This is a genomic window from Pseudomonas sp. 2VD (assembly GCF_005503585.1).
Classification (GTDB): Bacteria; Pseudomonadota; Gammaproteobacteria; order Pseudomonadales; family Pseudomonadaceae; genus Pseudomonas; species Pseudomonas aeruginosa.
In genome coordinates this window covers 1-13133 of sequence record NZ_SCND01000030.1, presented here as the reverse complement: position 1 = coordinate 13133, position 13133 = coordinate 1, and the positions used below count along the sequence as shown (strand labels likewise).

12 protein-coding genes are annotated in these 13133 nt (G+C 64.2%); 4 read left to right on the top strand and 8 right to left on the bottom strand.

The annotated features are described in order from the left end of the window. Positions 1 to 6 precede the first annotated feature (6 nt). The 3 genes from pilY1 to pilE are packed head-to-tail and all read left to right on the top strand — an operon-like array spanning position 7 to position 4269. On the top strand, positions 7 to 3498 hold the full coding sequence (pilY1, locus tag FFS27_RS05630) for a type 4a pilus biogenesis protein PilY1 (RefSeq protein WP_021264113.1): 3492 nt from the start codon (positions 7 to 9) through the stop codon (positions 3496 to 3498). A gap of 1 nt (position 3499) precedes the next feature. Continuing rightward, entirely contained in the window at positions 3500 to 3847 is a 348-nt protein-coding gene (gene pilY2 / locus FFS27_RS05625) for a type 4a fimbrial biogenesis protein PilY2 (RefSeq protein WP_021264112.1), read from the top strand. Further along, the gene (pilE, locus tag FFS27_RS05620) at positions 3844 to 4269 is read left to right on the top strand and encodes a type 4a pilus minor pilin PilE (RefSeq protein WP_003094721.1); all 426 of its coding nucleotides are present in this window, start codon (positions 3844 to 3846) and stop codon (positions 4267 to 4269) included. The genes pilY2 and pilE overlap by 4 nt, the downstream gene beginning before the upstream one ends. Before the next feature lie 46 nt (positions 4270 to 4315). Here pilE and ispH read toward each other — a convergent pair whose 3' ends face one another. The 6 genes from ispH to murJ all read right to left on the bottom strand — a co-directional run bounded on the left by ispH (position 4316) and on the right by murJ (position 11709). Then, positions 4316 to 5260 carry a 4-hydroxy-3-methylbut-2-enyl diphosphate reductase gene (gene ispH / locus FFS27_RS05615; protein ID WP_003094724.1) on the bottom strand — a complete coding sequence of 315 codons (945 nt, stop codon included), beginning with the start codon at positions 5258 to 5260 and terminating at the stop codon, positions 4316 to 4318. Between the two features lie 85 nt (positions 5261 to 5345). Then, on the bottom strand, positions 5346 to 5786 hold the full coding sequence (gene fkpB, locus FFS27_RS05610) for an FKBP-type peptidyl-prolyl cis-trans isomerase (protein ID WP_003094726.1): 441 nt from the start codon (positions 5784 to 5786) through the stop codon (positions 5346 to 5348). Beyond that, a complete protein-coding gene (gene lspA, locus FFS27_RS05605) occupies positions 5779 to 6288 on the bottom strand; it encodes a signal peptidase II (protein WP_003094728.1) in 510 nt (169 codons plus the stop codon). The genes fkpB and lspA overlap by 8 nt, the downstream gene beginning before the upstream one ends. Continuing rightward, positions 6281 to 9112, bottom strand: coding sequence for an isoleucine--tRNA ligase (gene ileS / locus FFS27_RS05600; protein ID WP_003094730.1), 2832 nt, complete (start codon positions 9110 to 9112; stop codon positions 6281 to 6283). The genes lspA and ileS overlap by 8 nt, the downstream gene beginning before the upstream one ends. Before the next feature lie 23 nt (positions 9113 to 9135). Beyond that, positions 9136 to 10074, bottom strand: coding sequence for a bifunctional riboflavin kinase/FAD synthetase (gene ribF, locus FFS27_RS05595; RefSeq protein ID WP_003110419.1), 939 nt, complete (start codon positions 10072 to 10074; stop codon positions 9136 to 9138). 96 nt (positions 10075 to 10170) lie between these two features. Next, positions 10171 to 11709 carry a murein biosynthesis integral membrane protein MurJ gene (gene murJ / locus FFS27_RS05590; protein ID WP_003102622.1) on the bottom strand — a complete coding sequence of 513 codons (1539 nt, stop codon included), beginning with the start codon at positions 11707 to 11709 and terminating at the stop codon, positions 10171 to 10173. Between the two features lie 283 nt (positions 11710 to 11992). Here murJ and rpsT point away from each other — a divergent pair, with 283 nt between their 5' ends. After that, positions 11993 to 12268: a 30S ribosomal protein S20 gene (gene rpsT, locus FFS27_RS05585; RefSeq protein ID WP_003094744.1), complete on the top strand. Its 276-nt coding sequence runs from the start codon at positions 11993 to 11995 to the stop codon at positions 12266 to 12268. A gap of 66 nt (positions 12269 to 12334) precedes the next feature. Here the strand turns inward: rpsT and FFS27_RS05580 are convergent, their stop codons facing one another. Both FFS27_RS05580 and FFS27_RS05575 read right to left on the bottom strand, forming a co-directional pair. Further along, the gene (locus FFS27_RS05580) at positions 12335 to 12799 is read right to left on the bottom strand and encodes a CreA family protein (RefSeq protein WP_003094746.1); all 465 of its coding nucleotides are present in this window, start codon (positions 12797 to 12799) and stop codon (positions 12335 to 12337) included. An 11-nt stretch (positions 12800 to 12810) separates the two neighbouring features. Further along, a partial coding sequence (locus tag FFS27_RS05575) for a PUA domain-containing protein (RefSeq protein ID WP_335926891.1) occupies positions 12811 to 13133 on the bottom strand: 323 nt, incomplete at its 5' end.

The window sequence follows — 13133 nt, the reverse complement described above, 5'->3', positions numbered from 1 at the left end:
CCTCGCATGAAATCGGCACTCCACCAGATCGGCAAGACCTCGCTGGCAGCCGCGCTCAGCGGCGCCGTCCTGCTCTCCGCCCAGACCACCCACGCCGCCGCCCTGTCGGTCAGCCAGCAGCCGCTGATGCTGATCCAAGGCGTCGCCCCGAACATGCTGGTGACGCTCGACGACTCGGGCAGTATGGCTTATGCCTATGCACCGGATAGCCTGGTCAACAGCCGCAACAACGTCTATTTCGCGTCGAACAGCTACAACCCGATGTACTTCGATCCGAATACCCAGTACAAGCTGCCGAAAAAGGTGACCCTTTCCAATGGCCAGATCCAGGTGCAGGACTATTCCAAGCCCAGCTTCACCGCGGCATGGCGCAACGGTTTCACTCAGGAAGGCCGGGTAAACCTTTCCCGTGACTACAGGCCAACGGTGCAGTACCAGGGCGGATCGGGAGCAGGCACCGAGTCCAGCATCGACCGGTACGGGGCTCCTGCCTTCTACTACCAATACAGCGGGGGCCGCGGTTGCAGCCTCACCACTTCGAGTTGCTACACCCGTGTGGAAATCAGCGGCGCGGCCCAGCAGCAGAACTTCGCCAACTGGTACTCCTTCTATCGTACCCGCGCCCTGGCCACCCAGACCGCCGCTAACCTGGCGTTCTACAGCCTGCCTGAAAACGCCCGGATCAGTTGGCAACTACTGAACAGTTCCTCGTGCCTGATCGGCAGTGGCTCCAGTAGCTGTTACAACAACTACCTGAGAGACTTCACCGGGCAGCATCGGGTGAACTTCTTCAACTGGCTGGAGAACCTGTCGGTCGGAGGTGGTACTCCGCTGCGTCAGGCCATGACTCGAGCAGGGGAGTTTCTCAAGAAGACAGGCGTCAACGGCCCCTATGCCTATCGACCTGGTACCCAGGCCTCGCCGGAATACAGCTGCCGTGGCAGCTATCACATTCTGATGACCGATGGTCTCTGGAACAACGACTCGGCCAGCGTAGGCAATGCCGACAGCACGAGTCGTAGCCTCCCCGATGGCAAGAGCTACAGCAGCCAGACGCCTTACAGGGATGCTGCGTCCAATACCCTGGCCGACCAGGCCTTCCATTACTGGGCCACCGACGCCCGGCCGGATATCGACGACAACATCAAGCCGTACATTCCCTACCCGGACCAGGCCAATCCCTCGGCGGAGTACTGGAATCCGCGCAACGATCCGGCGACCTGGCAACACATGGTGACCTACACCCTGGGCCTGGGCCTGACCACCAGCCTCACCAGCCCGAAGTGGGAGGGTTCCACCTACTCCGGCGGCTATGACGAAATCGCCGCCGGGCGCCTCAACTGGCCGAACGCTTCGAATAACCATAGCAACAACGTCTATGACCTGTGGCACGCCGCAGTGAACTCCCGGGGCGAGTTCTTCAGCGCCGACTCGCCGGACCAACTGGTCGCGGCCTTCCAGGACATCCTCAACCGAATTTCGGGCAAGGACCTGCCGGCATCCCGCCCCGCCATCAGCTCGTCCCTGCAGGAAGACGACACTGGCGACAAGCTGACCCGCTTCGCCTACCAGACCAGCTTCGCCAGCGACAAGAACTGGGCTGGCGACCTGACCCGCTACAGCCTGACCACCCAGGACAAGGCCACCGTGCAGACCAAGCTGTGGAGCGCGCAGAGCATCCTCGACGCGATGCCCAACGGTGGAGCTGGCCGCAAGATCATGATGGCCGGATCCGGTACCTCGGGCCTCAAGGAGTTCACCTGGGGCAGCCTCAGCGCCGACCAGAAGCGGCAGTTGAACCGCGATCCGGACCGCAACGATGTCGCCGACACCAAGGGCCAGGACCGCGTGGCCTTCCTGCGCGGCGATCGCAGCAAGGAGAACAGCGACAACTTCCGCACCCGCAACTCGATCCTCGGCGATATCATCAACTCCTCGCCGGCGACGGTCGGCAAGGCCCAGTACCTGACCTACCTGGCCCAGCCGATCGAGCCCAGCGGCAACTACTCCACGTTCGCAGAAGCCCAGAAAACCCGTGCCCCGCGGGTATACGTCGGCGCCAACGACGGCATGCTGCACGGTTTCGATACCGACGGTAACGAGACCTTCGCCTTCATCCCAAGCGCGGTCTTCGAGAAGCTCCACAAGTTGACCGCCCGCGGCTACCAGGGTGGCGCCCACCAGTTCTATGTCGACGGTTCGCCGGTGGTCGCCGACGCCTTCTTCGGCGGCGCCTGGCACACCGTGCTGATCGGCAGCCTGCGTGCCGGCGGCAAGGGCCTGTTCGCCCTCGACGTGACCGATCCCGCCAACATCAAGCTGCTCTGGGAAATCGGCGTGGACCAGGAGCCCGACCTAGGCTACAGCTTCCCCAAACCCACGGTCGCCCGGCTGCACAACGGCAAGTGGGCCGTGGTTACCGGAAACGGTTATTCCAGCCTGAACGACAAGGCCGCGCTGCTGATCATCGACCTGGAGACCGGGGCCATCACCCGCAAACTGGAAGTCACCGGCAGGACCGGCGTACCTAACGGTCTATCCAGCCCTCGCCTGGCAGACAACAACAGCGACGGCGTAGCCGACTACGCCTACGCCGGCGACCTGCAAGGCAACCTCTGGCGCTTCGACCTGATCGCCGGCAAGGTCAACCAGGACGATCCGTTCAGCCGAGCCAACGACGGCCCGGCGGTGGCCTCGAGCTTCAGGGTGTCTTTCGGTGGCCAGCCGCTCTATTCGGCGGTCGACTCCGCTGGCGCGGCGCAAGCGATCACCGCCGCGCCCTCGCTGGTTCGCCATCCGACACGCAAGGGCTACATCGTGATCTTCGGCACCGGCAAGTACTTCGAGAACAGCGACGCCCGGGCCGATACCAGCCGCGCCCAGACGCTCTACGGCATCTGGGACCAGCAGACCAAGGGCGAAGCCGCGGGCAGCACACCCCGACTGACGCGCGGCAACCTGCAGCAACAGACCCTTGACCTGCAGGCCGACTCGACCTTCGCCTCGACCGCTCGCACCATTCGCATCGCCAGTCAGAACCCGGTCAACTGGCTGAACAATGACGGCAGCACCAAGCAGTCCGGCTGGTATCTGGACTTCATGGTCAACGGCACCCTGAAGGGCGAGATGCTGATCGAGGACATGATCGCCATCGGCCAGGTGGTGCTGCTGCAAACCATCACCCCGAACGATGACCCCTGTGCCGACGGCGCCAGCAACTGGACCTATGGCCTCGATCCCTATACCGGCGGTCGCACCAGCTTCACCGTGTTCGACCTGGCACGCCAGGGCGTCGTGGACTCGAAATCCGACTACAGCTACAACAAGCAGAACGTCGCGGTATCCGGCACCGAGCAGAAAGGCCTGGGAGGCTTGACGCTGAGCACCAACGAACAGGGCAATCCGGAAGTCTGCTCCTCGGGCGAATGCCTGACCGTGAACCCCGGACCGAACACCCGTGGCCGCCAGAACTGGCGCCCCATCGAAGGAAAGAACTGATATGAAAGCGCTGTCCCTGCTGCTGGCCCTGGCCGTCCCCGGTCACTGCTGGGCCGAAGAACCCCAGACCTTCGAAGGCGCCGGCGTGGTCTTCGAAGTCCAGGTCGAGAAGAACCTGGTGGACATCGACCACCGGCTCTACCGCCTTCCCAACAGCACCGTCAGGAACGGCATGCCCAGCCTGTTCCAGGTCAAGCCGGGCTCCGTGGTGTCCTACTCTGGCACCGTCAGTCAGCCGTGGTCCACCATCACCGATATCTACATTCACAAACAGATGAGCGAACAGGAGCTGGCCGAGATGATCGAGAAAGAACAGCCCCGCCAGGACGGGGAGGAGCAGCCCCGATGAGGACAAGACAGAAGGGCTTCACGTTGCTGGAAATGGTGGTGGTAGTGGCGGTGATCGGCATCCTCCTCGGCATCGCCATTCCCAGCTACCAGAACTACGTGATCCGCTCCAACCGCACCGAGGGCCAGGCGCTGCTCTCGGACGCGGCCGCGCGCCAGGAACGCTACTACTCGCAGAACCCCGGGGTCGGCTACACCAAGGACGTGGCCAAGCTGGGCATGAGTTCGGCCAACTCGCCGAACAACCTGTACAACCTCACCATAGCGACGCCCACCAGCACCACCTATACCCTGACCGCCACGCCGATCAACTCGCAGACCCGCGACAAGACCTGCGGCAAGCTGACCCTCAATCAGCTCGGCGAACGCGGCGCAGCCGGCAAGACCGGCAACAACAGCACCGTCAACGACTGCTGGCGCTGAAACGAAAGAGCCCCTCTACGAGAGGGGCTCTTTTATTGCGCACGGTTCACAAAGCCTTGACCCGCAGTTCCTTGGGCATCGAGAAGGTAATGTTCTCCTCCCGCCCCTCCAGTTCCTGCTCCTCCGACGCCCCCCACTCGCGTAGCTGGGCGATAACGCCGCGCACCAGCACTTCCGGCGCGGAAGCGCCTGCGGTGATTCCGATGCGACGCACACCGTCGAACCAGCCGCGTTGCATGTCCTCGGCACCGTCGATCAGGTAGGCCGGCGTACCCATCCGCTCGGCGAGTTCGCGCAGGCGGTTGGAGTTGGAACTGTTGGGGCTGCCCACCACCAGGACCATGTCGCACTGGTCAGCCAGTTCCTTCACGGCATCCTGGCGGTTCTGGGTGGCATAGCAGATGTCGTTCTTGCGCGGCCCCTGGATCTGCGGGAACTTGGCGCGCAGGGCATCGATGACCTTCGAGGTGTCGTCCATCGACAGGGTGGTCTGGGTCACGTAGTGCAGGGCTTCGGGCTTGCGCACCTCCAGCGCGGCGACGTCGGCCTCGTCCTCCACCAGGTAGATGGCACCGCCGTTGCTGGCATCGTACTGGCCCATGGTGCCTTCCACCTCGGGGTGCCCTTCATGCCCGATCAGCACGCATTCGTGGCCGTCGCGGCTGTAGCGCACCACTTCCATGTGCACCTTGGTCACCAGCGGGCAGGTCGCGTCGAAAACCTTCAGGCCGCGCCCCTCGGCTTCCTTGCGGACCGCCTGGGAAACGCCGTGGGCGCTGAAGATGACGATGACGTTGTCCGGCACCTGATCGAGTTCCTCGACGAAGATGGCGCCGCGCTGGCGCAGGTTGTCCACGACGAACTTGTTGTGCACCACCTCGTGACGCACGTAGATCGGCGGGCCGAAGACATCGAGGGCACGGTTGACGATCTCGATGGCGCGATCCACGCCGGCGCAGAAGCCGCGGGGATTGGCGAGTTTGATTTGCATGGCGGTCTCGTGGGCGACGCGGTGATTGGACGAATGAACCTTGCTACCGCCCTCCCCGCTTGGGAAGGGCGCAGCGACCGACGGTTCAGGCCGGCTGGACGTCGATGATCTCGACTTCGAAGGCCAGGGTCTTGCCGGCCAGCGGATGATTGAAGTCGACGGTCACCTGCTGCTCATCGAACGCCTTGACCACGCCCGGCAGTTCGGTCTTGGCCGCGTCGTTGAAGATCACCAGCAGGCCCTCGGCCAGCTCCATGTCCTGGAACTGGTCGCGCGGCATGATCTGCACGTTCTGCGGATTCGGCTGGCCGAAACCCTGCTCGGGAAGAATGGTCAGGGTCCGCTTGTCGCCGGTCTTCAAGCCGAACAGCGCCTGTTCGAAGCCCGGCAGCAGGTTGCCGTCGCCGACCTTGAACGAGGCCGGCTGCTTGTCGAAGGTGCTGTCGACGACGTTGCCGTCCTCCAGCTTGAGGGCGAAATGCAGGGTGACGCGGCTCTCCTGGCCAATGCGGGTCGACTCAGCCATGGGCGGCTTCTCCGGATTTCTTCGATCTGAACATGTCGAGCGCCAGCATGACGGCGCCGACGGTGATGGCGCTATCGGCCAGGTTGAACGCCGGGAAGTACCAGCGGTTCTGCCAGTGCACCAGGATGAAGTCCACCACGTGGCCAAGGACCATGCGGTCGTAGAGGTTGCCCAGGGCGCCACCGAGCACCAGCGCCAGGGCGATGGCCAACCAGGTCTCGCCCTTCTTCAGGCGTTTCAGCCAGACCACCAGGATCGCGCTGACGACGATGGCGATCAGGGCGAACAGCCAGCGCTGCCAGCCCGAGCTGTCGGCCAGGAAGCTGAAGGCGGCACCGGTGTTGTAGGCCAGGGTCCAACTGAACAGATCGGGGATCACCACGATCTGCTGGTACATGCTCAGTTCGGCCTGGAAGAACGCCTTGCTGAGCTGGTCGAGGACGAACACCAGCACGGTGATCCACAGCCAGGGCAAGCGCCCGAAACGATCGACCTCAGGCATAGTGGCGAACCTCGCCGCTGCCTTCGATGTTCTCGATGCAGCGACCACACAGGTCAGGATGCGCAGCATGCTGACCGACGTCCTCGCGATGGTGCCAGCAACGACCGCACTTGGCGTGGGTCGACTTGACCACTTTCAGCTTGAGGCCGGCGACTTCGCTGTCCACCGCGTCGGCTGGAGCCGCCGACAGCGGCGCCAGGGTCGCGGTCGAGGTGATCAGGACGAAGCGTAGCTCGTTGCCCAGCTTGGCCAATTGGGCCTGCAGCGCGTCTTCCGCATACAGGGTGACTTCGGCCTGCAGGTTGCCGCCCACGGCCTTGGCCGCGCGCTGGTTCTCCAGCTCCTTGTTGACCGCGGCCTTCACTGCCATGACCTGTTCCCAGTACTGGCGATTCAGCGTCACGTCGGCCGGCAGTTCGCTGAGGCCGTCGTACCAGGTGGCGAGCATTACCGACTCGGCGCGCTCGCCGGGCAGGAACTTCCAGACTTCCTCGGCGGTGAACGCCAGGATCGGGGCGATCCAGCGTACGAGGGCCTCGGCGATGTGGAACAGTGCGGTCTGGCAGGAGCGCCGGGCGACGCTGTTGGCGCCGGTGGTGTACTGGCGGTCCTTGATGATGTCCAGGTAGAACCCGCCCAGCTCCTGTACGCAGAAGTTGTGCACCTTGGAATAGACGTTCCAGAAGCGGTACTCGCGGTACGCCTCTTCGATCTCGCGCTGCAAGAGCAGGGCACGATCGACCGCCCAGCGATCCAGGGCCAGCATTTCCTGGGGCGGCAGCAGATCCGTGGCCGGATCGAAACCGTTCAGGTTGGACAGCAGGAAGCGCGTGGTATTGCGGATCCGCCGGTAGGCATCGGCGCTGCGCTGGAGAATCTGCTGGGATACCGCGATCTCGCCCGAGTAATCGGTCGAGGCTACCCACAGGCGCAGGATGTCGGCGCCCAGGGTATCGATGACGGTCTGCGGCACCACGGTATTGCCCAGTGACTTGGACATCTTGCGGCCGGACTCGTCGACGGTGAAACCGTGGGTCAGCAACTGGCGGTACGGCGCATGGTTGTCGATCGCGCAGCCGGTCAGCAGCGAGGAGTGGAACCAGCCGCGGTGCTGGTCGGAACCTTCCAGGTAGAGATCGGCGACCGGGCCGCTGGCATGGCCGATCCGGTGGGAGCCACGCAGCACGTGCCAGTGGGTGGTGCCGGAGTCGAACCAGACGTCCAGGGTGTCGTTGATCTTGTCGTACTGCGCGGCCTCCTCGCCGAGCAACTCGGCGGCGTCGAGCTTGAACCAGGCTTCGATGCCTTCCTTCTCGACTCGCTGCGCGACCTCTTCCATCAGCTCGACGGTGCGTGGATGCAGTTCGCCGCTGGCCTTGTGCAGGAAGAACGGGATCGGTACACCCCAGTTGCGCTGGCGCGAGATGCACCAGTCGGGACGCCCGGCGATCATTCCGTGCAGGCGCGCCTGGCCCCAGCCCGGGACGAATTCGGTCTGGGTGATGGCTTCCAGCGCTCGCTCGCGCAGGGAAGCACCCTGCCTGGGCTGCTTGTCCATGCCGACGAACCACTGCGCGGTGGCGCGATAGATCAGCGGCGTCTTGTGCCGCCAGCAGTGCATGTAGCTGTGATTGATGGTTTCGTGGGCCAGCAGGCTGCCGACCTCTTCCAGCTTGGCCACCACGTTGGGGTTGGCCTTCCAGATGAACTGGCCGCCGAAGAACGGCAACGAGTCGACGTAGACGCCGTTGCTCTGCACCGGGCTGAGGATGTCGTCGTTGCTCATCCCGTAGCGCTTGCAGGTATAGAAGTCGTCTTCGCCGTAGGCCGGCGACGAGTGGACGATACCGGTGCCGGCATCGAGGGCCACGTAGTCGGCCAGGTAGACCGGCGACAGGCGCTCGTAGAACGGATGGCGGAAGTTGATCAGTTCCAGCGCCTCGCCCTTGGCGGTGGCGACCACCTTGCCCTCGCGCTGGTAGCGCGCCAGGCAGGACTCGACCAGGGCCTCGGCCAGCACCAGGTAACGATCGCCGGCATCGACCAGCGCGTAGTCGATCTCCGGATGCACGTTCAGCGCCTGGTTGGCCGGGATGGTCCAGGGCGTGGTGGTCCAGATGACGATCTGCGCCGGCTTGTCCAGGGCCGCCAGGCCGAAGGCCGCGGCCAGCTTGTCGGCATCCGCCACCGGGAAGCCGACGTCGATGGTCGGCGACTTCTTGTCGGCGTACTCGACCTCGGCCTCGGCCAGCGCCGAACCACAGTCGAAGCACCAGTTGACCGGCTTCAGGCCCTTGAACACGAAGTCCTGCTTGACCATTTCCGCGAGGGCGCGGATTTCGTTCGCCTCGTTGGCGAAATTCATGGTCTTGTAGGGGTTGTCCCACTCGCCGAGCACGCCCAGGCGGATGAAGTCGGCCTTCTGCCCTTCGATCTGCTCGGCTGCGTATTCGCGGCACAGTTCGCGGGTCTTGTCCGCCGGAAGATTCTTGCCGTGGGTGGTCTCGACCTTGTGCTCGATGGGCAGGCCGTGGCAATCCCAGCCCGGCACATAGGGCGCGTCGTAGCCCGCCAGGGTCTTGGAGCGGACAATGATGTCCTTGAGAATCTTGTTGACCGCGTGACCGATGTGAATGCTGCCGTTGGCGTACGGAGGGCCATCGTGCAGGACGAACTTCGGACGGTCGCCGCCAATGGCCCGCAGCTTCTGGTACAGACCGATGTCGTTCCAGAACTTCAGGGTTTCCGGCTCGCGCTGGGGCAGGCCGGCTTTCATTGGGAAGGCGGTTTCCGGAAGGTTTAGCGTCGCTTTGTAGTCGGTCATCTCAGGGCCTGTTCAGGATCTCTTCAATCAAGCGGTTGGCCCAGCCAGTAGGCCCGGGCGGCGGCGATATCCGCGAGAATCGCCGCCTTAAGTGCCTCCAGGGAGGCAAAACGCTGCTCGTCGCGCAGCTTCTGGTGGAAGGTCACCTGCAGATGCCGGCCGTATAGATCGCCGGCGAAATCGAGCAGGTGCACTTCCAGATGGGGACGGCCGTCGCCGTTCACCGAAGGGCGGGTGCCGATGTTCGCCACCCCCTGGCAACGCTGACCATCGACCAGCGTACTGACCAGGTAGACCCCGTTCAACGGCGCCTTGCGCCGTTTCAGTTGAATGTTGGCCGTGGGCGAGCCCAGTTGCCGGCCGAGTTTCTGTCCATGCAGGACCCGTCCGCTCAGGCTGAAGGGACGCCCCAGAAGGCGCTCGGCGAGATGCAGGTCGCCCTCGGCCAGGGCCTGGCGGACCCGCGTGCTGCTCACCCGCACGCCGTCCAGTTCGACGGTGGCGGCCGCCTCGACGGTGAACCCCTGCTCGCGACTGGCGTTCACCAGGAAGGCGAAGTCACCGGAACGGTCGCAGCCGAAACGGAAATCGTCGCCCACTTCAAGGTGCCGCACCGCCAGTCCATCGACCAGGACCTGGCGGACGAACTCGGCTGCCGACAGCTCGCGCAAGCGGCGGTTGAAGGCCAGGCAGAGCACCACGTCGACGCCCTGCCCACGCAGCAACTCGAGTTTCTCGCGCAGGCGGGTCAGACGCACCGGCGCCGAATCGGGGGAGAAGAACTCGCGCGGCTGCGGCTCGAAAATCACCACGCAGCTGGGTACGCCCAGCTCCAGCGAGCGCTCGCGCAGACGCGCCAGGATAGCCTGGTGCCCGAGGTGGACGCCGTCGAAGTTACCGATGGTGGCGACGCAGCCCCCGGCCAGGGGCTGCAGGTTGTGTAGTCCGCGAAGCAGCTGCATAGCACGCTTATTGCTCAGAAAGTGGTCGATTATACGCGTACCGGGCGCCGGACAACAGGCAAAACGGCATGATCCCGCCGCCAGCCCGGACGCGCTTCACAGCACCGCCCGACGGGAAAAGTCGCGCAGGCGGAAACCCAGCAGCGCGAGCATACCGAAATAGGCCAGGAGACCGGCAACCACCAGCAGGCCGAGGCGCAGGAATCGCTCCAGCATGGCGCCCTGCTCCCAGGCCGGCAGCCAGTGCATCGTGGCCAGCAGCACCGCCGACATCGCCAGCACCGCGACCACCAGCTTGACCAGGAACTTCGCCCAGCCCGGTTGCGGCAGGTACAGACGCTGCTTGCGCAGTTGCCAGTAGAGCAGGCCGGCATTCAGGCAGGCGGCCAGGCCGATGGACAGGGCCAGGCCGGCATGCTGAAGCGGGCCGATGAAGGCCAGGTTCATCAGTTGGGTGGAAACCAGGGTGAAGAGCGCGATCTTCACAGGCGTACGGATGTTCTGCTGGGCATAGAAGCCCGGCGCCAGAACCTTGACCAGGATGATGCCGAGCAGGCCGACGGAGTAGGCGACCAGCGCGCGCTGGGTCATCGCCGCGTCCACCGTGGTGAACTTGCCGTACTGGAACAGCGAGACGGTCAGAGGTTCGGCGAGGATCGCCAGGGCCAGCGAACAGGGCAGCACCAGCAGGAAGCACAGGCGCAGGCCCCAGTCGAGCAGGCGCGAGTACTCATGGCGATCCTTGTTCGAATAGGTCTTCGCCAGCATCGGCAGGAGGATCGTCCCCAGCGCCACGCCCAATACGCCGGAAGGCAGCTCCATCAGGCGGTCGGCGTAGTACATCCAGGACACCGAACCGGCTGCCAGGAACGAGGCGAAGATGGTGTTGATGATCAGCGAGATCTGGCTCACCGAGACCCCCAGGATCGCCGGCAGCATCAGCTTCATCACCCGCCAGACGCCGCTGTCCCTGAGGTTCAGGCGCGGCAGCACGAGCATGCCGATCTTCCTCAGGTGCGGCAGTTGATAGAGGAGCTGCAACAGGCCGCCGGCCAGCACCGCCCAGCCCAGCACCATGACCGGCGGATCGAAATAAGGCGTGAGGAACAGCGCGAAGCCGATCATTGCGACGTTCAGCAGGGTCGGCACGAAGGCCGGCACCGAGAAGCGGTTCCAGGTGTTGAGGATCGCGCCGGCCAGGGACGACAGCGAGATCAGCAATATATAAGGAAAGGTCACCCGCAGCAGGTCGGTGGTCAGGGCGAACTTTTCCGGGGTATCGGCGAAGCCCGGCGCGGTGACCCAGATAACCCAGGGCGCGGCGAGGATGCCGAGCGCCGTGACCAGCGCCAGCACCAGCGTGAGCAAGCCGGAAACGTAGGCGATGAAGGTCCGCGTCGCCTCCTCGCCCTGCTGGTTCTTGTACTCTGCCAGGATCGGCACGAAAGCCTGGGAAAACGCCCCCTCGGCGAAGATCCGCCGCAACAGGTTGGGCAGCTTGAAGGCGACGAAAAAGGCGTCGGTGGCGAGGCCGGCACCGAAGATCCGCGCCAGGATGGTATCGCGGACGAAGCCGAGGACCCGCGACAGCATGGTGATGGAACTCACCGCCGCCAATGATTTGAGAAGATTCATGGATGTCGGGCTGCCGGCATGTCGAAATTGATCCTGTCCAAGACCGCGACCGGCCGGGCCGGTTCATCGCGCGAGTGCGCCCTCGCCGCCGAACGGCGGTCCGCGAGGGCGCGCCGAGTGTAGAATGCGCGCCGGAATAAATCACCCGCAAGAAAGCAGGCGACATCCGTCGCCGATCTTTCCGGCCGCATGCGCAGCCCCTTGACAACCCCTGGAGGCGACGGCATTATTCGCGGCCTTAATTTGTTCGCTATTTACCCAGTTTTTTTCGAGGAGCTCGACGGTGGCCAACACACCTTCCGCCAAAAAACGCGCCAAACAGGCTGAGAAGCGTCGCAGCCACAACGCCAGCCTGCGCTCCATGGTGCGCACCTACATCAAGAACGTCGTGAAAGCCATCGACGCCAAGGACCTGGAAAAAGCCCAGGCCGCCTTCACCGCCGCTGTACCGGTGATCGACCGCATGGCTGACAAAGGCATCATCCACAAGAACAAGGCTGCTCGTCACAAGAGCCGTCTGAGCGGCCACATCAAGGCCCTCAGCACCGCTGCCGCCTAAGGCACGCCTTGCTCGAATAAAAAACCGGCCAATGGCCGGTTTTTTATTGCCCGCGACTCGCTCGCCTCAGCGAGCGGTCGGCCAGGGCATGAGGGGAATCGCCGTCACCGCGTTCTGCGGACTGCCCTCGATCACCCGGTCGCTGTAGACCAGATAGACCAAGGCATTGCGCTTGCGATCGAAGAAGCGCACCACCTGCATGCTTTTGAACACCAGCGAAGTGCGCTGCTTGAACACCTCTTCGCCATCCTTGAGTTCGCCACTGAACTGGATCGGCCCCACCTGGCGACAGGCGATCGACGCCTCGGCGCGATCCTCCGCCAGCCCCAGGCCGCCCTTGACCCCACCGGTCTTGGCGCGCGACAGATAGCAGGTCACGCCCTGCACCTTGGGATCGTCGAAAGCCTCGACGACAATCTTGTCGTTCGGCCCGACCCACTTGAACACCGTGGAAACCTCGCCGATCTCCTCCGCCCCGGCAAGCGCCGGCAACAGCAGCAGACCACCCAGCAACCCCGCGAGCTTGCGCATTCGCCCTCTCCTCAGACCAGAACCAGATTGTCGCGATGCACCAGCTCCGGCCCATCCACGTAGCCGAGCAAGGCCTCGATGGCATCCGTCGGCTGACCGAGGATCTTCTGCGCCTCCAGCGCACTGTAGTTGACCAGGCCGCGCGCCACTTCGCGCCCGCCCTGGTCCACACAGACCACCATCTCGCCGCGACGGAAGCTGCCCTGGACCGCCTTGACCCCAACCGGCAACAGGCTCTTGTGATCCTGGCTCACCGCCTTCACCGCCCCATCATCCAGCACCAGGGTGCCGCGCATCTGCAAGTGACCTCCCAGCCATTGCTTGCGCGCCGCCT

What these genes read in the sequence shown, in the direction of transcription:
- pilY1 (WP_021264113.1), top strand. Translation starts at nt 7, where the DNA reads ATGAAATCGGCACTCCACCAGATCGGCAAGACCTCGCTGGCAGCCGCG.
- pilY2 (WP_021264112.1), top strand. Translation starts at nt 3,500, where the DNA reads ATGAAAGCGCTGTCCCTGCTGCTGGCCCTGGCCGTCCCCGGTCACTGC.
- pilE (WP_003094721.1), top strand. Translation starts at nt 3,844, where the DNA reads ATGAGGACAAGACAGAAGGGCTTCACGTTGCTGGAAATGGTGGTGGTA.
- ispH (WP_003094724.1), bottom strand. Translation starts at nt 5,260, where the DNA reads ATGCAAATCAAACTCGCCAATCCCCGCGGCTTCTGCGCCGGCGTGGAT.
- fkpB (WP_003094726.1), bottom strand. Translation starts at nt 5,786, where the DNA reads ATGGCTGAGTCGACCCGCATTGGCCAGGAGAGCCGCGTCACCCTGCAT.
- lspA (WP_003094728.1), bottom strand. Translation starts at nt 6,288, where the DNA reads ATGCCTGAGGTCGATCGTTTCGGGCGCTTGCCCTGGCTGTGGATCACC.
- ileS (WP_003094730.1), bottom strand. Translation starts at nt 9,112, where the DNA reads ATGACCGACTACAAAGCGACGCTAAACCTTCCGGAAACCGCCTTCCCA.
- ribF (WP_003110419.1), bottom strand. Translation starts at nt 10,074, where the DNA reads ATGCAGCTGCTTCGCGGACTACACAACCTGCAGCCCCTGGCCGGGGGC.
- murJ (WP_003102622.1), bottom strand. Translation starts at nt 11,709, where the DNA reads ATGAATCTTCTCAAATCATTGGCGGCGGTGAGTTCCATCACCATGCTG.
- FFS27_RS05580 (WP_003094746.1), bottom strand. Translation starts at nt 12,799, where the DNA reads ATGCGCAAGCTCGCGGGGTTGCTGGGTGGTCTGCTGCTGTTGCCGGCG.